This window comes from Streptomyces sp. V1I1, assembly GCF_030817355.1.
GTDB lineage: Bacteria > Actinomycetota > Actinomycetes > Streptomycetales > Streptomycetaceae > Streptomyces.
Genome location: NZ_JAUSZH010000001.1, coordinates 5411683 through 5432941, shown reverse-complemented (window position 1 = coordinate 5432941; position 21259 = coordinate 5411683). Strand labels below are relative to the sequence as shown.

Annotated in this window: 7 protein-coding genes and 2 pseudogenes; 8 read left to right on the top strand and 1 reads right to left on the bottom strand. The window is 72.1% G+C overall.

Annotated elements, in window-relative coordinates:
- Positions 1 to 41: 41 nt before the first annotated feature.
- Genes QFZ67_RS25645 through QFZ67_RS25630 form a run of 4 tightly spaced genes read left to right on the top strand, consistent with a single transcriptional unit; the run spans position 42 to position 4254 of the window.
- Entirely contained in the window at positions 42 to 809 is a 768-nt protein-coding gene (locus QFZ67_RS25645; protein WP_307663423.1) for a 2-oxo acid dehydrogenase subunit E2, read from the top strand.
- Positions 806 to 1939, top strand: a complete 1134-nt coding sequence (locus tag QFZ67_RS25640; protein ID WP_307663422.1) for an alpha/beta hydrolase — start codon at positions 806 to 808, stop codon at positions 1937 to 1939. The genes QFZ67_RS25645 and QFZ67_RS25640 overlap by 4 nt, the downstream gene beginning before the upstream one ends.
- A complete protein-coding gene (locus QFZ67_RS25635) occupies positions 1936 to 2811 on the top strand; it encodes a TIGR03621 family F420-dependent LLM class oxidoreductase (protein WP_307663421.1) in 876 nt (291 codons plus the stop codon). The genes QFZ67_RS25640 and QFZ67_RS25635 overlap by 4 nt, the downstream gene beginning before the upstream one ends.
- A 6-nt stretch (positions 2812 to 2817) precedes the next feature.
- Positions 2818 to 4254: an FAD-dependent monooxygenase gene (locus tag QFZ67_RS25630; RefSeq protein ID WP_307663420.1), complete on the top strand. Its 1437-nt coding sequence runs from the start codon at positions 2818 to 2820 to the stop codon at positions 4252 to 4254.
- A gap of 101 nt (positions 4255 to 4355) precedes the next feature.
- Here QFZ67_RS25630 and QFZ67_RS25625 read toward each other — a convergent pair whose 3' ends face one another.
- Positions 4356 to 5390, bottom strand: coding sequence for a 3-oxoacyl-ACP synthase III family protein (locus QFZ67_RS25625; protein ID WP_307663419.1), 1035 nt, complete (start codon positions 5388 to 5390; stop codon positions 4356 to 4358).
- 152 nt (positions 5391 to 5542) lie between these two features.
- Between QFZ67_RS25625 and QFZ67_RS25620 the strand changes: the two are divergent.
- From QFZ67_RS25620 to QFZ67_RS25605, 4 genes and pseudogenes are all read left to right on the top strand, one after another.
- Positions 5543 to 8866: pseudogene (locus tag QFZ67_RS25620) on the top strand (type I polyketide synthase); the annotation flags it as partial.
- Between the two features lie 136 nt (positions 8867 to 9002).
- Entirely contained in the window at positions 9003 to 17381 is an 8379-nt protein-coding gene (locus QFZ67_RS25615; RefSeq protein WP_307663418.1) for an SDR family NAD(P)-dependent oxidoreductase, read from the top strand.
- Between the two features lie 110 nt (positions 17382 to 17491).
- A pseudogene (locus tag QFZ67_RS25610) lies at positions 17492 to 20611 on the top strand (type I polyketide synthase); the annotation flags it as partial.
- Positions 20612 to 20698: 87 nt separating this feature from the next.
- Positions 20699 to 21244: a TetR/AcrR family transcriptional regulator gene (locus QFZ67_RS25605; protein WP_307663416.1), complete on the top strand. Its 546-nt coding sequence runs from the start codon at positions 20699 to 20701 to the stop codon at positions 21242 to 21244.
- Positions 21245 to 21259 lie beyond the last annotated feature (15 nt).

The window sequence follows — 21259 nt, the reverse complement described above, 5'->3', positions numbered from 1 at the left end:
GCGCTAGGAGGTGCTTAAGCCGCCGTCAGGAGATTGACGGGATGCAGATCGCAGCCATCGCCCGGGAACGGCGTCACACGCTCTTCTTCCTCGACGAGATTCGTCCCTTCGCCCCGGTACATCTGGACACCGAGGTGGACATGTCCGGGGTGCTCGCCCACCGTGAGGCGCACCGCGGCGACAGCCGGCTGTCCGTCGTGACCTATGTACTCCACTCCGCTGCCAGGGTGCTGGCCGCCCACCCGGAGGCCAACGCCGCGATCCGCGGCCGGCGGCGCCCGAAGGTGGCCCGCTTCGGTGAGGTCTCCGGGAAGATCGCCCTGGACAAGCAGATCGGCGGCCGGCGGGTGGTGGTCTCCGCGGTACTTCCGGATCTGGACCGGGCGGATCTGAAAGGCATCCAGCACGAGGTGGAGCGCTACCGCGACGGCGATCCGGAGACGATGCCTCAGTTCGCCTCGATGCTGATGCTGCACCGGCTGCCCGCTCCGGTGGCCCGCGTCCTCTACCGCCGGGCCGTACGTCCGTTGCTCCAGCATCCCCGGTTCTTCGGCACCTTCTCGGTCACCTCTCTCGGGCACCGGGCCGTGGACGGCTTCCACTCGGTGGGCGGCACCACAGTCACCTTCGGCGTGGGGCGGATCACGGACCGGCCGGTGGTACGGGACGGCGAAGTGACCAGCGCGCCGGTGATGCGGCTGAACCTCACCTTCGACCACCGGGTCATCGACGGCGCGGAGGCCGCCGACATCCTCACCGAGGTCAAGGAACTGCTGGAGGGTTACTCGGGCGAGGAGGGCCTGCGGTGAACGACATCGCGGAGCTGAAGCAGTTCGTCGAAGTGCACGGCCGCATTCTCGGCATCCCGCGGGAGCGGCTGCGGCAGGTGCTGAGGCGCATCCGGCACGACCAGGACGGCGAACCCGGCTCCTGGGCACGGGAGTGGACGGAGGCCGGTGTCGAACTGGAGCGCCGGGGCCGGGAGCTGGAGGCGGGACGCCACTTCAACATCGCCCGCTTCCCGTTCGTGGACGGCCCCGCTCGCGCGCAGGCCCAGGAGCGTAACGTCGCCTCCTTCAACCGGTGGCGGTCCGGGCAGAGTTCCGGCATCCGCCGGCTCGATCTCGATCTGCCGGCCGGCCGGGTCCGCTGCTGGGCGGCGGGCCTTGACGCCAAGGGCGGCGAGCTGCGGCCCGTACTGCTGCTCAGCGGCGGGATCGTCAGTGTCAAGGAGCAGTTCGGGCCCATCCTCGCCCGGGCCTCCCGGCTGGGCGTGGCCATCGTGGCGACCGAGATGCCCGGGGTCGGCGAGAACGCGCAGCGCTACACGGCGGACAGCCACCGAATGGTTCCGGATCTCCTCGACGCCCTCGGCGACCGCGCCGATGTCTCCCGGACGTACGCGCTGATGATGAGCTTCAGCGGGCATCTGGCGCTGCGTGCCGCACTGCACGACAAGCGGCTGCGCGGGGTGATCACCGCCGGGGCTCCGATACGGGAGTTCTTCACCGACACCGTCTGGCGCCAGAACATCCCTCGCGTCACGGTCGACACCCTCGCCCATCTCACCGGCGAAGAGCCGGCAACCGTACTGCAGCACATGACCGACTGGGCTCTGACGCCGCAGGAACTGGCGTCCCTGGAAGTGCCGGTGGCGTACACGGCCAGCGGCCGGGACGAGATCATCCCGCCCGGCGACCGGCTGCTGCTGGAGCAACAGGTACGCGAGCTGAGGATGTTGGTGCACGACGATGTGCACGGCTCGCCGTCGCACGTGGCCGAGTCCCGCCTGTGGAGCCTGCGGTCCGCACTGGAGATGCTGGGCGGATACGCGCCGCAGCGCGCGGCGCTGGGCGCAGCCCTCTCCGTGCTGCGCACCCGCCAGCGCGCGGCCGAGGCCTTCGCACGGCGCGCTGCCGTACGCGAGAGCAGCGGGTGAGCGGCGTGCCGGGCTCCTGGTTCCGCGTCGGCGTCAGTGTCATCGCCCACGACGCGGACTGGCCGGCGGTGAGCCGCGAGGCCGAGCGGCTGGGCTACGACACGATCGCGACCACCGACCATCTGGGCATCACGGCGCCGTTCCCCTCGCTGGTGGCCGCCGCGGCGGCCACCAGCCGGCCGAGGGTCGCCACCTATCTCACCAACACCTCGCTGTGGGACCCGGAGGTGCTCGCCCGGGAGATCGCCGGCACCGACCGGCTGACCGGCGGCCGGCTCGATGTGGGGCTGCACGCCGGACAGACCGGCACGACGGCGACCGCCGGCCTCACGCCCAAGGACAAAGTGGCCCGCCTCGCCGCCACGGTGGACGTTCTGGACCGGCTGCTGACCGACCCGGAACACACTCCGCGGCCTGTGCAGCGGCCACGGCCGAGGCTGATGATCGGCGCCAATGAGCCGGCCGAACTGGAACTCGCGGCCCTGCGCGCCGACACGGTCTGTTTCGTCGGGGCCCACCTGCCTGAGGGCGGTGGATTCACGCTGGTCTCACCCGACGAGTTCGCCCGGCAGGTGGAGACCGTGCGGGTGCGCGCGGCGGAGCACGGCCGCGCCCCCGAGCTCAACACCGGTGTGAAGAAAGTCGTGATCACCGACGACCGACGCGCCGCGGCCCAGGCCCTTCGCCCCATCGCGCCCCATCTGTCCGCCGCACAGCTGCTGGAGCTGCCGACCCTGCTGATCGGCACCCATCAGGAGATCGCCGATCAGATCCGCGGGATCCACGACCGGTACGGAGTGACCTCCTTCATGATCCTCGCCGCACATCTGCATGACTTCGCCCCTGTGATCCCGTTGCTCCGGGAAGGATGAACCCCAGTGACCGATCCCGTCATTGTGGTGGGTTCCGGCCCCACCGGCCTGATGCTCGCCTGCGAACTCGGCCTCGCCGGCATACCCGTCGTCGTCATCGACCGGCGTGCGGCTCCCGACAGCCACTCCCCAGGTCAGGCGGTCAACGCGGCCGTCATCGAACTCCTCGACCAGCGAGGGCTGGCGGACGAGCTCCGCGAGTCGGGGCTGCCGCTGCCCGGCGCCCACTTCTCCCTGCTCTGGCTGCGCCCCGAACTGCTGCCCGGACCGCAGCCGGCCCGCGGCCTGCTGGTCCCGCAGCCCCGTCTGGAGGCGGTGCTGGAACGGCGCGCCAGGGAACTGGGCGTGGACATCCGCCGCGGGCAGGAACTGACAGATCTGCGCCAGTCCGCCGACTCGGTGAGCATGCGGCTGCGCACCGCGGAGGGCGAACACCACCTGCGCGGGTCGTACGTCGTCGCAGCCGACGGCACCCGCAGCACCGTCCGGGAGCTGGTCGGTATCGGCTTCCCGGGCAGCGGCTGGACCGTCTCGGGCACCGTGGGGGACGTCGAGGCCGACTTCTCCACCCTTGCGGTCAACCACCTGGGCGCCCACTACGTCGGCTCCGGAGGCGTGTACTCGGGTGCCCCGGCCGGCCCTGACGTCCTGCGGGTGATCACCACGTCCTTCGCGGAGGTCTCCACAGGCGGCGAGCCGGTGGCGCTGGAGCAACTACAGGCCGACGTGCACGCACTGACCGGCCGGGAGCTGCCGGCCCGGCGGCTGCTGTGGGCCGAGCGGTTCACCAGCGTCAGCGGAAACGCGGAGCGCTACCGCGAGGGCCGGGTCTTCCTCGCCGGCGACGCCGCGCACTCCTTCTTCCCGCTCGGCGGGCTGCGGCTGAGCACGTGCCTCCAGGACGCGGTGAACCTCGGCTGGAAGCTGGCCGCCGACCTCCAGGGGTGGGCGCCGCCGGGGCTGCTCGACACGTATCACTCCGAGCGGCACCCGGAGGGAGAGCGAGCCCGTCTGGCCCTGGACGCCCAGCTGGCGCTGATGCACCCGCCGTCCCGTACCGCAGGAGTACGTTCCCTGCTGGCGAGCCTCGCCCAATTCGAGGACGTCAACCGGTACTTGGTGGAGCTGGTGACCGGCGTCGACCTCCGCTACCCCGTCGGGGAGGGCCAGGCCGCGGGACCGGACTCCGCGCTGGGAGGCCGGATAGCCGGGGCCGCACCTCTGCTGCGCGGCGGCAAGGGCCTCCTGCTCGTCCCGGACGACACGTCCCTCGACCTCGCGGGCACGGCGGCCGGCTGGGCGGACCGGGTGGAGACGGAGTCCGCTTCGGCTGCCGGGGAAGCGGGCCCCGCACTGCTGCGCCCGGACGGACATGTCGTGTGGGCCGGCGGGGATGGGGAGCTGGAAGGGGCGCTCAAGAACTGGTTCGGCGATCCCCGCTGAGAAGACACGCCGAGGAGATGAGGAAGCGCCCGCAGAGTGCGGGCGCTTTTCTCGTACAGGCGGGCGATACATCTCGTACAGGCAGGCGGTACGGCAGCGCGTCAGGCCATTTCCAGCGCGAAGCCGGCCTTGAGCCACTTGCTGGACTCGACGGAGATGCCGAGCACCCGGTCACCCTCCACCAACTGCGGCAGGGTCTGCTCCAGTTGGAAGAAAGGCATCGCATTGCCCGTGTTGGCGATGGTGTCGACCCGGGTTATCTCCTCGGCCACCGGCATGTCGAGGCCCTCGACGATCCGCTGCGTCATGCGTCCGGAGAGCTGGGGCGGCAGCAGGTAGTCCACGTCCGTGGACGCCCAGCCCAGGTCCGCCAGCAGCTCCGCCGCGATCTCCCGGGACATCGCGGGTACGGACTCCTCGATCGCCTTGTAGTCCTCCTTGATGTGCGCCCGGTCGGCGTTGTCCCGGTCGAGCGCGCCCGTCCACTCCACGACCTGGCCGGGCTCACGGTTCAGACCGGTGAGCCGGTTGAGCACCCGGCGGATCACGGGCGTGCCGGACGCCGGCTCGGCGCTGAGCACCGCGGCACCCGCGCCGTCGCCGAACAGCACGAAGTTCACCAGCTCGGCGGAGTCCAGCTTCGCCAGGTCCACGCCCGGGTCGTAGTGGCGCGAGCAGAGCTCCCCGCCGATCACCAGCGCGGTGCGAAGGCCGCCCGCCCGCAGCATCTGACGGCCGACGTCGAGGGCCTGGAAGGCGCCCGCGCAGCCGGACTGGAGCTGGTAGGTCGGCACCCCGTCGATGCCGAGCCGGTCCGCGACGACATTCACCGTGGCCGGCATCAACTGGTCCGGGGTGGCCGTGCCGAGCACGACGACATCGATGTCGCCCGGACCCACACCCGCGGCATCCATGGCCCGCGCAGCGGCGCGAGTGCTCAAGTCGGCGAGGGAGGACCGGAGTTGCCGTGTGCTCAGGTCCACCGACAGATGCCTGGCCCGGGTGCCGACGAACGCGTCGACCCACTGCTCCCAGATCGCGTCCATGCCGAAGTGCCGGGCCAGCCCGGCATTGTCCAGCGGATCACCGGGAAGTGCCGTGCCGACCGACAGGATGTGGATTTCCGAGGCTTCCATACCGCCACTTTCAGCCGCCCTCCTAAAGGCCTTCTTAGGGCCTGTGGCGGATCTCGGCGGCCGCCGGTTCGGCTTTAGGTCACGCTAAGCAGCCCGTAAGCCGCTTCGGCGACGTTGCCCACGACCGTCTGGCACGTACGAGGGATGGGTTCATGGCGAACGAGGCGAACGAAGCAAAACTCCGGGACTACCTCAAGCGGGTCACGACCGACCTGCAGCAGACCCGGCAGAGGCTGACCGACGCCGAGGCCGCGGCACACGAGCCCATCGCGATCGTCGGCATCGGCTGCCGCTTCCCCGCCGATGTGCAGAGCCCCGAGGATCTTTGGCAGCTGCTCGCCACGGGGGGCGACGCCATCTCGGACTTCCCCCAGGGCCGGGGCTGGGACCTCGAGACGCTCCACGTGCCGGACCTGGACGCCGACGCCCCGGCCACCACCTATGTCGCCAAGGGCGGCTTCCTGCACGACGCGGACCAGTTCGACGCCGAGTTCTTCGGCATCAGCCCGCGCGAGGCCGAGGCCATGGAGCCGCAGCAACGAGTACTCCTGGAGACCGCCTGGGAGGCTCTGGAGCGCTCCGCAATCAGCCCGGACACACTGCGCGGCAGCGACACCGGTGTGTTCGTCGGCGCCATCGCACAGGACTATGCGCGGCCGGAGGAGGTACGGCCCGAGCTGGAGGGCTACCTCGTCACCAACACCACAAGTGTCGCCTCCGGCCGTATCGCCTACACGCTGGGTTTCGAGGGTCCGGCCATCACGGTGGACACCGCATGCTCGGCCTCACTGGTGGCCCTGCATCTCGCCGTCCAGTCACTGCGGCAGGGCGAGTGCTCGCTCGCGCTTGCGGGTGGCGCGACAGTCATGTCGTCGCCCGTGCTCTTCACCGAGTTCAGCCGGCAGCGGGGGCTCGCGCCCGACGGCCGCTGCAAGGCCTTCGCCTCCGGGGCCGACGGCACCGGCTTCAGCGAGGGGGCCGCCCTTCTCGTACTGGAGCGGCTGTCCGACGCCCGGCGCAACGGCCACTCGGTGGTGGCGGTCATCCGCGGTACGGCAGCGAACCAGGACGGCGCCAGCAACGGCCTGACCGCGCCCAACGGCCCCGCGCAGGAGGCCGTCATCCGGCAGGCTCTGGCCAACGCGCGACTGACCGCCGAGCAGGTGGACGCGGTGGAGGCGCACGGCACGGGCACGACGCTGGGCGACCCGATCGAGGCGCAGGCCCTGCTCAACACATACGGGCAGGGGCGGAACGCCGAACAGCCCCTGTGGCTCGGGTCGATCAAGTCCAACATCGGCCACACACAGGCCGCCGCGGGTGTCGCCGGTGTCATCAAGATGGCGCTGGCCATGCGCCATGGGGTGTTGCCGCGGACCCTGCACGTCGACGCGCCGTCGGACCACGTCGACTGGGAGAGCGGCGCGATGCGCCTGCTCGAGGAGGCGCAGCCGTGGGAGTCGGACGGGGACCGGCCGCGGCGGGCGGGCATCTCGTCGTTCGGGATCAGCGGCACGAATGCGCACGTCATCATCGAGCAGGCACCTGAAGTGGCTGAGCCGGTACGGGAGTCGGCGGGGCTGCTGCCCTGGCTGCTGTCGGCGAAGACCGAGGACGCGCTGCGCGATCAGGGACGCCAGCTTGCCGCGTACGTCACTGAGCGCCCCGACACCGAACCGGCGCAGGTCGCCGACGTACTGGCCACCCGTGCTCGCTTCGACCACCGCGCCGTCATCACCGCGGCCGACCGCGGCACCCTGCTGGGCGGACTGAAGGCTCTCGCCTCAGGGACCGACGCACCGGGCCTCGTGACCGGCACCGCGACCACCGGCAAGACCGCGTTCCTCTTCACCGGACAGGGCAGCCAGCGCCTGGGCATGGGACGCGAACTGTTCACGTCCGAGCCGCTGTTCGCGGAGACGCTCAACGAGATCAGCTCGCTCTTCGACTCCCACCTCGACCGGCCGCTGCGCGAGGTGATGTGGGGCGAGGACGCGGATCTGCTGAACCAGACCCAGTACACCCAGGCGGCCTTGTTCGCTCTTCAGACGGCCCTTTACCGGGTCGTCGAGCGCCGTGGTCTCACGCCGGACTTCCTGATCGGGCACTCGATCGGTGAGATCGCCGCCGCTCATGTCGCGGGTGTCTTCTCGCTGGACGACGCCGTGACTCTGGTCGCAGCCCGCGGCCGCCTCATGCAGTCCGCCCGCAACGACGGCGCCATGCTTTCCGTCGAAGCCGCCGAAGACGAGGTCCAGGACTTCCTGGCCGACTTCGAGGGCCGACTTGCGATAGCCGCGGTCAACGGCCCCCGGTCAACGGTCGTCTCCGGCGACGGCAATGCCATCGCCGAGGCCGCCGCACACTGGAGCGAACTGGGCCGTCGCACCAAGCGCCTCGCGGTCAGTCACGCCTTCCACTCCCCCCACATGGACGACGTGCTCGAAGAGTTCCGCACAGCCGTCTCCGGCCTGACCTTCAACCCCCCGGCCATCCCGGTCATCTCGAACGTCACCGGCCTGCCCGCCACCGCAGACGACCTCGCCACCCCCGACTACTGGGTACGCCACATCCGCCAGGCCGTCCGCTTCCACCCCGGCATCCAGCATCTGGAAACCTCCGGCGTCACCCGCTACCTCGAACTCGGACCCGACGGCACCCTCACCGCCCTCGCCCAGCAAACCCTCACCACCCCCGCCACCCTCACCCCCACCCTGCGCAAGAACACCCCAGAAACAGAGTCATTCGCCGGGGGGCTGGCACGGCTGCACACCAGCGGCCACACCCCCACCACCTGGAACCCGGACCGCACCCCCGCCCACCCAGACGACCTGCCGACCTACCCCTTCCAGCGTGAGCACTTCTGGGTCGAACGCACCAGCACAGCAGCCTCCGACGTCGCCTCGGCCGGGCTCGTCTCCCCCGGCCACCCACTCCTCGGCGCCCTCATCACCCTCGCCGACACCGACCAACTCGTCTTCACCGGCCGGATCTCGCTACGCACCCACCCCTGGCTCGCCGACCACACCATCGCCGGCACCACCCTCCTCCCCGCCACCGCCTTCATCGACCTCGCACTCCACGCCGCAAGCCACACAGAAACAGGCACGGTGGAGGACCTCACTCTCCAGACCCCGCTCGTACTGCCCGAGCAGGGGTCCGTGGACCTGCAGTTGGTAGTCGATTCCGTCGACGAGGCAGGCCGCCGCCCGTTCACCGTGCACTCCCGCCCGGCCGATGCTGCCGACGAACAACCGTGGATCCGGCACGCCGCCGGTGCACTCGCCCCCGCCCCCGCACCCGCGCCCGCGCCCGCGCCCGCGCCCGCCGAGCAGATCGCCTGGCCGCCCCCCGGCGATCGCGTGGACCTCACGGGTCTCTACGACCGTCTCGCCGAGCGTGACTACACCTACGGCCCGGTCTTCCAGGGCCTCACCGCCGCCTGGCGCGACGACGACACCCTCTACGCCGAAATCACCCTCCCCCAGGGAACCGACCCCGCCGGCCACACCCTCCACCCCGCACTCCTCGACACCCGCCCTCCACCCGCTGCTCCTCGACCTCGCGGGCGGCGAACCCGGCCCGGTGCGGCTGCCGTTCAGCTGGTCGGACGTGACTCTGCACGCCACCGGCGCCACCCGGCTGAGGGTGCGCCTGACACCGGCCGGGTCCGACACCGTCGCGCTCACCGCCACCGACCCCGAGGGGGGAACGGTGGTGTCGATCGGCTCACTGCTCATCCGCCCGGCCGACCTCAAGGCGGCGGCCGGCGCCGCGGACCCGGCCCACGGTCTGTTCCGCGTGGAATGGCAGCCGGTGCCCGTCGCCGCGCCCGGTGAGCAGCCGCGGACCGGGACACCGAGCCGGGCCGTTGTGGGCCGGGACGTCATCGGCATCAGCGCCGCACTGGGGGACGGCGTCGCCCGGTACGCGGACCTCGACGCACTCGCCGCCGCCGAGGGTCCGGTACCGGACGAGGTGCTGATGCCGTTCACGCCGGGGCGCCCCGCCAAGGGCACGTACAACCCTGTGGAGATCGCGCGCGAGGCGCCGCACCGGATGCTGGGCCTGCTGCAACAGTGGCTGGCCGACGACCGGTTCGCCGGGTCCCGGCTGGTCGTGGTGACCCGTAACGCCGTCTCCACCCGTTACGACGAGCCCATCCGGGACCAGAGCCTGGCGGTCTGGGGGCTGGTGCGCTCCGCGCAGACCGAGCACCCCGGCCGTTTCCTCCTGATCGACGTCGATCGTGACGAGAGCTCACACCAGGCTGTCGAGGAGGCGTTGGCGGCGACGGGTGAAACCCAGCTCGCCATCCGGCGCGGCACCGTTCATGCGGCACGGTTGAGCCGCGGTGCGCCCCCGGGCAGGCTGACCGCCCCCGAGGACGCTCCGAACTGGCGGCTCGGCGCGAACGACCGCGGCACCCTGGAGCACCTCGCGCTGCTTCCCGCCGAGGCCCCCGACACTCCGCTGGGCCCCGGCCGAGTGCGGGTCGGCGTCCGGGCCGCCGGTCTGAACTTCCGCGATGTTCTGATCACCCTCGGCCAGTACCCGGGCGAGGCCCCGATCGCCAGTGAGGGCGCCGGATACGTCCTTGAGACCGGTCCCGGGGTCGACTCCTTCGCGCCCGGCGACCGGGTGATGGGCCTGTTCACCGAGGGGGCGGCCGGGCCGGTCGCCGTCACCGACCACCGGCTGCTGAGCGAGGTGCCCGAGGGCTGGTCGTTCGCCCAGGCCGCCGCCACGCCCGTGGTGTTCCTCACCGCCCTGTACGCGCTCAGCGATCTGGCGCAGGCGAGCGAGGGCCAGACCGTACTGATCCATTCGGCGGCCGGCGGCGTCGGCATGGCCGCGGCCCAGCTCGCCCGTGCCCGGGGCATGGAGGTGTACGGCACTGCCAGCCCCGCCAAGTGGGACGCGCTGCGCTACCACGGCTTCGACGACGCGCATCTGGCCAACTCCCGCACCCTGGCCTTCGAACAGGACATCCTCGCCGCCACCGATGGGCGCGGCGTGGATGTCGTACTGGACGCACTGGTCGGCGAGTTCGTGGACGCCTCACTGCGGCTGCTGCCGCGCGGCGGCCGCTTCGTGGAGATGGGCAAAGCCGACATCCGCGATCCGCGGCAGGTCGCCGAGGAGTACCCGGGCGTCGGCTACCGCGCCTTCGACCTGATGGAGGCCGGTCCTGAGCGCATCCAGGAGATGCTGGCCGAACTCAAGGAGCTCTTCGCGGCGGGCCGGCTGACGCCGCTGCCCGTGGAGGCGTGGGACATTCACCGCGCCACGGACGCCTTCCGCCACCTGGGCCAGGCACGGCACATCGGCAAGGTCGTGCTGACCCTGCCGCGCACGCTGGACCCCGAAGGAACGGTGCTGGTCACCGGAGGCACCGGCACCCTCGGCCGGCGTCTGGCCCGGCATCTCGCCGCCGAACACGGCGTACGCCACCTGCTGCTGGCCGGCCGCCGTGGCCCCGACGCACCGGGTGCCGGCGAACTGGTCGCCGACCTCGCCGCGTTGGGCGCCAGTGCCACCGTGGTCGCCTGCGACACGGCCGACGGCGTCGCGGTGTCCGAGCTGATCGACTCGGTCCCGCGGGAGCACCCCCTCACCGCCGTCGTCCACACCGCCGGTGTACTGGACGACGGGACCATCGAGTCCATGACCCCGGAGCGGCTCGACATCGTCGGGCGGCCCAAGCAGGACGCGGCCTGGCACCTCACCGACGCCACACGCCACCTGGACCTGGCCGCCTTCGTGGTCTTCTCCTCCTTCGCCGGCATCATCGGCAACGCGGGCCAGTCCAACTACGCGGCCACCAACTCCTTCCTGGACGGGCTCACCGCCTACCACCGCAGCACCGGCCTGCCGGGGCTCTCCCTGGCCTGGGGCCTGTGGGGCGGCGACGACGACGGCAGCGGCATGGCCGGGGCGCTCGGCAGCGGTGACCTCGCCAGGCTGTCCGGAGCGGGCTTCGCGCCGCTCACCCCGGAGCGCGGCCTCGCCCTCTTCGACGAGGCTCTGACCTCGGACGAGCCGCTGCTCGTCCCCCTCCGGCTGGATCTGCCCGCGCTGCGCGCCCGCGCAGAGAACGGCACACTCGCACCGCTGCTGCGCGGTCTGGTCCGTACTCCCACCCGGCGGGCCGCCGCGGGCCGCACGAGCTCCGCGGGCGATGCGCCACTCGCCGAGCGGCTCGCCGCACTGGACGACGCGGAGCGCGACCGGCAACTGCTCGGCCTGGTACGGGCGCAGGCCGCGGCGGTCCTCGGGCACGGCACGGCCGATTCCCTGGCCCCCGAGCGGGCGTTCAAGGACATCGGCTTCGATTCGCTGACCGCGGTCGAGCTGCGCAACCGCCTCAACTCCGCCACCGGTCTGCGGCTGCCGTCCTCGCTGGTCTTCGACCATCCCACTCCGGCGGCGCTCGCCGCCCATCTGCGCACCGGTCTGCTCGGTGACGGGCCGGCGCCGGCAAGTGCCCGTACGCCTGCCGCTCCCGCCGTGGCCGGGGCACTCGACGACGATCCGATCGCGATCGTCGGAATGGCCTGCCGGTACGCGGGCGGGGTCGCCTCTCCCGAGGACCTGTGGCGGCTGGTGGCCTCCGGCGCCGACGCGGTGACGGACTTCCCCGAGAACCGCGGCTGGGACACCAGCGGCCTGTACGACCCCGACCCCGACCGGCCCGGCACCTCGTACACGAAGCGAGGAGCCTTCCTGACCGGGGCCGACCGGTTCGACGCGGCGTTCTTCGGAATCAACCCGCGTGAGGCGACCGCGATGGACCCGCAGCAGCGGCTCCTCCTCGAGACCGCCTGGGAGGCCGTCGAGCGGGCCGGTATCGACCCCACAGAACTGCGCGGCAGCGACACCGGCGTCTTCGCCGGTGTGGTCGCCGGGGACTACGTCACCCGGCTCGGTCAGGCCCCCGAGTCCGTCGAGGGGTATCTGGCGACGGGCACCACAGCCAGCGTCGCCTCCGGCCGTATCGCCTACACCTTCGGCCTGGAGGGCCCCGCGGTGTCGGTAGACACGGCGTGCTCGTCGTCGCTGGTGGCCCTGCATCTGGCGGCCCAGTCGCTGCGGCAGGGCGAGTGCTCGCTCGCGCTGGCCGGCGGTGCGACCGTACTGGCGGGACCCACCAGCTTCATCGAGTTCAGCCGTCAGCGCGCGCTGTCACCGGACGGGCTGTGCAAGGCCTTCTCCGCCTCCGCGGACGGCACCGGCTGGGGCGAGGGTGCGGGGCTGCTGCTTCTGGAGCGGCTCTCGGACGCCCGGCGCAACGGCCACCCGGTGGTCGCCGTCATCCGCGGCACCGCCACCAACCAGGACGGCGCCAGCAACGGCCTTTCCGCCCCCAACGGCCCCTCCCAGGAACGCGTCATCCGGCAGGCCCTCGCCAACGCACGGCTGACCGCGGGCCAGGTGGACGCGGTCGAGGCGCACGGCACCGGTACCCGCCTCGGCGACCCGATCGAGGCACAGGCGCTGATCAGCACGTACGGACAGGACCGCGACACCGAACACCCGCTGTGGCTCGGCTCCTTGAAGTCCAACGTCGGCCACACCATGGCCGCGGCCGGCGTGGGCGGCATCATCAAGATGGTGATGGCCATGCACCACGGCCGTCTGCCGAAGACGCTGCATGTCGACGCGCCCACCGACCACGTCGACTGGTCCACGGGGACGGTCCGGCTGCTGACCGAGGACCGGCCGTGGGAGACAACCGGCGACGCACCGCGGCGGGCCGGGGTCTCCTCCTTCGGGATCAGCGGAACCAACGCCCACGTCATCATCGAAGAGCCCACTCCCGGGCCGGAGGACGGCGGGAAGACCGCCGAACTCCCCACGCTTCCCTGGCTGCTGTCGGCGAAGACCGAGGAAGCACTGCGGGAGCAGGCCGGTCTGCTCCAGGCGTACGCCGTCGAGCACCCCGGCACCGAGCCGGCCGGGGTCGCGCACGCGCTCGCCTTCCGTACCCGTTTCGACCACCGGGCCGTCGTCCCCGCGGGCGACCGTGACACGTTGCTGGCCGGACTGGACGCCCTCGCCCGCGGCAAGGAGTTCCCCGGCCTCGTCACCGGCACCACTGTCGGCCACGGGCCCGGCCGACCCGTCTTCGTCTTCCCCGGCCAGGGCAGCCAGTGGGCGGCCATGGGCCGTGAACTCATAGAGAGCAGCCCGGAGTTCGCCGGCTATCTGCGGGAGTGCGCCGAGGCGCTGGCGCCGCACACCGACTGGGACCTGATGCAGGTGCTCTCCGGGGACCCGAAGGCCCCCGGTCTGGACCGCGTCGACGTGGTGCAGCCCGCGCTGTTCGCCATGATGGTGTCGCTCGCCCGGCTGTGGAGGCACCACGGCGTCGAACCCGCCGCCGTCATCGGGCACTCCCAGGGCGAGATCGCCGCGGCTCATCTCGCGGGCGCGCTCAGCCTCGCCGACGCCGCGCGGATCGCCGCGCTGCGCAGCAAGGCCATCACCAGACTGGCCGGGACCGGCGGCATGCTCTCGGTCCAGCTGCCCGCCGACCGCACCAGGGACCACCTCATCGACGGCACGTACATCGCCGCCGTGAACGGGCCGGGGGCGACCGTCGTCTCCGGTGCGCAGGGAGCCCTGGAATCGCTGCGGGACCAGCTCACCGCCCAGAAGGTGCGGGCCCGGATGATCCCCGTCGACTACGCCTCGCACTCCCCGCACGTCGACGCGCTGGAGGACGAACTGCGCGAGGTGCTGGGCGGGATCAAGCCCGGTGCGGCCGACGTCCCCTTCTACTCCGCCGTGACCCACGCGCCGCTGGAGGGGACGGCACTGACCGGCGACTACTGGTTCCGCAACCTCCGCGAGCCGGTGCTGTTCGACGCAACGGTGCGCAGGCTGCTGGCGGACGGGCACACCGCCTTCATCGAGGTCAGCCCGCACCCCGTACTGATCACAGCCATCCAGGAAACGATCGAGGAGACCGGCGCCCCGGCCGTCGCGCTGGGCACCCTCCGCCGCGACCAGGGTGACCTCCAGCGCTTCGGCACCTCGCTCGCCGAGGCCCATGTCGCGGGCACCTCGCCCGGCGTCTGGCGCCCCGCGCAGCCCCCGGCCCGGCCGAGCGGGCTGCCCACCTACCCCTTCCAGCAGCGGCGTTACTGGCTGGAGGCTTCCCGGACGGCCGTCGACGCCGACGGACTCGGACTGGACACCGCCGGCCATGCGCTGCTCGGTGCCAGCGTCCCGCTCGCCGACGGCGACCAGCTGGTGCTCACCGGCCGTATCTCTCTGCGCACCCATCCCTGGCTCGCCGACCACGCGGTGGAGGGCACTGTGCTGCTTCCCGGCACGGCCTTTGTGGACCTGGCGCTGCACGCCGCGGGGCTCACGGACGCGGGCACGGTGGAGGATCTCACCCTCGAAGCGCCCCTCACCCTGCCCGAGCAGGGCTCGGTGGCGCTTCAGGTCACCGTCGGCACCCCGGACGACGAGGGGCGGCGCACCCTCGCCATCCACTCCCGCAGCGACGACATCCCGTCCTGGACGCGGCATGCCGCCGGTGCTCTCGTCAGCACCCCTGTTCCCGCCGAGGAGATCGCCTGGCCACCGCCCGGCGAACCCGTCGACCTCACCGGCTCCTACGACGAACTCGCCGCCAGAGGCTACGAGTACGGACCACTCTTCCAAGGCCTCACCGCCCTCTGGCACGACGGCAACGACCTCTACGCCGAAATCACCCTCCCCGAAGGAACCGACACCACCCACCACACCCTCCACCCCGCACTCCTCGACGCAGCCCTGCACCCACTGGCGCTGGGCACACCGGGCGAGCGGGACGACAGCGTCCAACTTCCCTTCTCCTTCAGCGGGGTCAGCCTGTACGCCCAAGGCGCCACGGCTCTGCGGGTGCGGCTGACCAGGGCCCAGAACGGCACGGTGGGACTTCGTATCGCCGACTCGGGCGGCACGCCCGTCGCCGCCTGCGAAGCGCTCACCCTGCGTCCCGTACCGGCTGAGCAACTGGCCGCGCTGCGGGCCCGAGGCGCGGGGAGCCTTCCGCTGCACACGGTGGAGTGGTCCGCCCTGCCCGCCGCTCCGGCCACCGCCGCTCCGGCCCCCGCCGAGAGTGCCTGGGCCGTGCTCGGCGACGACGCCGAGCGGATCGCCGGGGTGCTGGACGTCACCGCGCACACTGGGCTCGACGCGCTCCATGCGGCTGTCGAGGGCTCCGCGGCGGGGCTGCCGGACACCGTCGTGGCATGCCTGCCGCTGCCGTCCGGATCCGTCGGGGCCCACTCGGCTGAGGGCGTACGGGCCGCGCTGGGTTCACTGCTCGCTCTTCTGCAGTCCTGGCTGGACGACGAGCGGTTCGCCGGCAGCCGGCTGGTGACGGCCGTGCGCCGGTCAGTGGCCGTCACTGACGCGGAGTCCACCGAACCGGCCGCCGCCGCGCTGTGGGGGCTGCTGCGCTCGGCCCGCACCGAGAACCCCGACCGGATCGTGCTGGTGGACCTGGACGAGGACGAGTCCTCGCTGCGGGCGCTGCCCGCGGCCGTGGCCTCCGGCGAAAGCGAACTCGCCGTACGCGGAGGTGTCTTGTACACGCCGCGGCTGGCCGTCTCGCCGGAACCCACGTCCCGGGAACGGCCGCTGGACCCCGACGGAACGGTGCTGATCACCGGTGCGACCGGCACCCTCGGCGGCCTGCTCGCCCGCCACCTCGTCACCGAACACAGCGCGCGCCACCTCCTGTTGATCAGCCGCCGCGGCCCCCAGGCCCCCGGCGCCGCCGAACTGGAGGCCGAGCTGACCGCGCTGGGCGCCGAGGTACGTATCGAGTCCTGCGACGCGAGCGACCGCGAAGCCCTCGCCGGGCTGCTTGCCTCCATTGGGTCGGAGCGGCCGCTGACGGCGGTGGTGCATGCGGCCGGAGCCCTCGACGACGGCGTCGTCCAGTCGCTGTCCCCCGAGCGGTTCGACGCGGTGCTGGCCGCCAAGGCCGACGCCGCCTGGAACCTGCACGACCTCACCCGCGACACCGCTCTGTCGGCCTTCCTGCTGTTCTCCTCGCTCGCGGGCGTGGTGGGCAACGCGGGGCAGGGCAACTATGCGGCGGCGAACGCCTACCTGGACGGGCTGGCCCAGCACCGCCGCTCCCTCGGACTGCCCGCCGCCTCCATCGCCTGGGGCCTGTGGGCGAAAAGCAGCGGCCTCACGGGCCACCTGGGCGATCGCGAACGGGACCGGCTCGGCCGCGACGGCATCGTCCCGCTGTCCGCCGACGACGGTCTGGCGCTGCTCGACCAGGTGCTGGCCGGACAGCAGGCCACGGCGGTCGCGGCCCGGCTGGACCACGCGGAGCTGCGCCGCCGGGCGGCGGGCGGGCTGCTGCCCCCGCTGTTCCGCGGGCTGGTGCGGGTCCCGGAGCGCAGGTCCTCAGGACCGGCGGGCGCCAAGTCCCTGGCCGAGCGACTGGCTTCAGTGCCGGAGAGCGAGCGGGACCGGCTGGTGCTCGACCTCGTACGCGAGACGGCGGCCGTGGTTCTCGGTCACACGGACACGGCGCTGATCGACGACGACCACTCCTTCAAGGAGCTCGGCTTCGACTCCCTGACCGCGGTGGAGTTCCGTAACCGCCTCACCGCCGCGACCGGTCTGCGACTGCCCGCGACCGTGGTCTTCGACCATCCTTCGCCGGCCGCGCTCGCCGCACGCCTGCGTGCGGATGCCGAACCGGCCGAGCCGGAGTCGGCGGCCGTCACCGATCCGCTCGCCGGACTGGACGCCCTGGAACGGGCGTTGGCACTGACGCCGCGCGAGGACACGGGAACGCGGACCGAGGTGGGCAGGCGGCTGCGCGAACTGCTGCACGCCTGGGAGACGGAACAGCCCGCAACCGGCCCGGAATCGGATGTGGCTTCACGCATCCAGACCGCGTCGGCCACCGAGATCCTCGATCTCATCGACAGCGAATTCGGCAGGAAGGCCCGGTCGAAGTGACGAAGCCGACGAGCACGCAGAGCACGGCGAGCGCCACAAGCGCCGCGAGCCCTACGAGCCCCGCAGGCCCCGCAGGCCCCGCAGGCCCCGCAGGCCCCGCGAGCAACGAAGAGAAGCTGGTCGAGTACCTCAAGTGGGTCACGGCCGACCTGCACGAGACCCGGCAGCGGCTGGCGGAGCTGGAGTCCGCCGCCCAGGAGCCGATCGCGATCGTGGGCATCGGCTGCCGGTATCCCGGGGGTGTCCGCAGCCCCGAAGACCTGTGGCGGGTCGTCGACTCCGGCACCGATGTGATCGGCGGCTTCCCGGAGGATCGCGGCTGGAATCTGGAGGCGCTGTACGACGCCGATCCCGACCGGCCCGGCACCTCGTACACCCGCAGTGGCGGCTTCCTGCCCGACGCCGCCGAGTTCGACGCCGGCTTCTTCGGACTCGGCCCGCGCGAGGCGCTGGCCACCGACCCGCAGCACCGGCTGCTGCTGGAGACCGCCTGGGAGGCGTTCGAACGGGCCGGTCTGGACCCGCAACGCCTGCGGGGCAGCCGGACCGGCGTGTTCGCGGGCCTGATGTACAGCGACTACGCGGCCCGGCTGCCCTTCATCCCCGAGGAGGTGGAGGGGTTCATCGGCAACGGCACCGCACCCTCGGTCGCCACCGGCCGGATCGCGTACACCTTCGGTCTTGAAGGCCCGGCCGTCACCATCGACACCGCCTGCTCCTCCTCGCTGGTCGCCATCCATCTCGCCGTCCAGTCCCTGCGGCAGGGCGAGTGCACCCTGGCGCTGGCCGGCGGTGCCACGGTGCTGGCGACGCCGGGGCTGTTCACCGAGTTCAGCCGCCAGCGGGGGCTCTCCCCCGACGGCCGGTGCAAGTCCTTCGCCGCCTCCGCCGACGGCACCGGCTTCGGCGAGGGTGCCGCGCTCATCGTCCTGGAGCGGCTGTCCGACGCCCACCGCAACGGGCACGACGTACTGGCCGTGATCCGCGGCAGCGCCACCAACCAGGACGGCGCCAGCAACGGCCTGACCGCCCCCAACGGCCCGGCGCAGGAAGCCGTCATCCGCCAGGCCCTGGCCAACGCCCGGCTCGCCCCCGGCGATGTCGACGCCGTGGAGGCGCACGGCACAGGCACCACGCTGGGCGACCCGATCGAGGCGCAGGCGCTGCTGAACACCTACGGACAGGACCGGGACACCGAACGCCCGCTGTGGCTCGGCGCCCTCAAGTCGAACATCGGCCACACACAGGCCGCGGCCGGGGTCGGCGGCGTGATCAAGATGGTGATGGCCATGAACCGCGGCACGCTGCCCCGCACCCTCCACGCCGACGAACCCACTCCGCACGTCGACTGGCACAGCGGTGCCGTACGCCTCCTGCCGCAGCCCCGGCCCTGGCCTGCCGAGGACGGCCGGCCGCGCCGGGCGGCCGTCTCCTCCTTCGGGATCAGCGGGACCAACGCCCACCTCGTCCTCGAGGAAGCGCCCGAGCCCCCGTCCGCGGAACCTGCCGCGGAACCCGGACCCGCCGCGCTCCCCGTCGCCCCCTGGGTCCTCTCCGGCCGTGGCACAGCGGCCCTGGCCGCGCAGGCACAACGGCTGCTGGAGTACGTACAGGAGCAGCCGTCCCTCACCACGGCCGCGGTGGCGAGGGCACTCGTCTCCCGGCCGGCGCTGGAGGACCGCGCCGTGGTGCTCGGCGAGGACCGTGCGGAACTGCTGCGCGGCCTTGCGGACCTCGCCGCGGGTGCGGGAGGCGCCGGTGTCCTGCGCGGCCGGACGGACCGGGGAGCCCGCACGGCGTTCCTCTTCACCGGCCAGGGCAGCCAGCGTCTGGGCATGGGCCGCGAACTGTACGGGACCCACCCGGTCTTCAGGGCCTCCTTCGACGAGGTGTGCGCACTCTTCGACGAACACCTCGAACACCCGCTGCGCGACGTCGTGTTCGCGGCGCCCCGCACGCCGGAGGCGGCGCTCCTGGACCGGACGCAGTACGCGCAGGCCGCGCTGTTCGCCCTGGAGACCGCGCTGTACAGGGTCATGGAACACCACGGCCCGGTCCCGGACTTCGTGATGGGGCACTCCGTCGGCGAGCTGGCCGCCGCTCACGCGGCCGGGGTGCTCACCCTGGACGATGCCGTCGCTCTCGTCGCCGTTCGCGGCCGTCTCATGCAGTCGGCCCGAAGCGACGGCGCGATGGTGTCGGTGCAGGCGTCGGAGGACGAGGTGAGCGCGTTCCTGACGGACGGTTACGCGGGACGCCTCGCCGTCGCGGCCGTCAACGGCCCGCAGGCCGTGGTCGTCTCCGGCGACGCCGATGCCGCCACCGAGGCCACGGCATACTGGCGCGCTCAGGGCCGTAAGACCAAGCGCCTGCGGGTCAGCCACGCCTTCCACTCAGCCCACATGGACGGTGTCCTGGACGAGTTCCGCCGCGCCGTCTCGGAGCTGTCCTTCAAGCCTTCGGCCATTGCGCTCATCTCCAATCTGACCGGCAGACCCGCGACAGCCGACGAACTGTGCGACCCCGACTACTGGGTACGGCACATCCGCGAGACCGTCCGCTTCCACCATGGAGTGCGCTACCTGGAGGACAACGGCGTCCGTGTCCATGTCGAGCTGGGCCCCGACGGGGTGCTCTCGGCGATGGCCGGGCAGAGCCTTGGGACCGCGCCGCTGGTCCTCGCCCCGGCCCTGCGGGGCGACCGCCCGGAGCTGCGGACGCTGCTGACCGCGCTCGGGCTGGCCTGGGCGCACGGCCGTCCGGTGGACTGGCGGCAGGGGCCCGCGGACGGTGTCAGGCGCGTGTCCCTCCCGACGTACGCCTTCCAACGGCGCACGTACTGGCTGCACGGCCCTGCCTGGCAACCCGCGCCGGACGGCGCCCCCTCGACCCCGGCGCAGGACAGCGCACCCGAAACCGTCGATGCCCTCGGGGAAACTGTCCTGCGCCGGAATCTGACCGGTCTCGGTCCCGATGAGCAGGACGCCGTGCTGCTTGACCTGGTCCGCTCCACGGCGGCCTCGGTGCTGGGGCACGAGTCGGCGGAGGAGATCGACCCCGCACTCACCTTCCTGGAGGCGGGCTTCACCTCGTTCACCGGTCTTGAGCTGCGGAATCTCCTGTGCGAGGCCACCGGTCTCGCGCTGCCCGCGGTCGTCGCCTTCGACCACCCCACCCCCGCGCAGCTCGCTCGGCGCCTGCGCGACGAGCTCGAAACCGAGGCAGGGTAGAATCCGGGGGCATACCCCGGTTTGGTGCTGCTGCCGTCACCGACGGGAGCAGCACCGCTCCCTGGACGGCAAGGAGAGAGCAGCCCGATGCGCGCAGACGCCCGCCGCAACTACGAGCGACTCCTGTCGGAGGCCAAGACGGCCTTCGACAAGCACGGTATCCACACGTCGCTCGACGACATCGCCCGGCAAGCGGGGCTGGGAAACGCAACCCTCTACCGGCACTTCCCCACCCGGGAGAGCCTGCTGAAGACGATGCTGCACGACAGCATCAAGGAACTCGGCACCACTGCCGAGGAGTTGCTGACCACGGAGCCCGCGGGTGAGGCGCTGGCGACGTGGGTGCGGGCCGCGGTGGCGCATGCGACGACGTACCGGGGGCTGGTGACCCTGTTGATGGACAGCCTCAAGGACGAGGCGTCCGAGTTGAACAACGCCTGTACGTCCATGCAGTCGTCGGGCCAGCATCTCCTGGAGCGGGCGCAGCGGTCCGGGGAGGTGCGCGACGACACCTCCCCCAACGAGCTGTTCGCGCTGATCGCCTCCGCGGCGTGGGCCCGGGAGCACGCCCCCGACGAGGCCGACCAGGTCCTGACCGTCCTCATCGACGGGCTGTGGCCGCCGCGCCGGTGACGGTCAGCGGGTGGG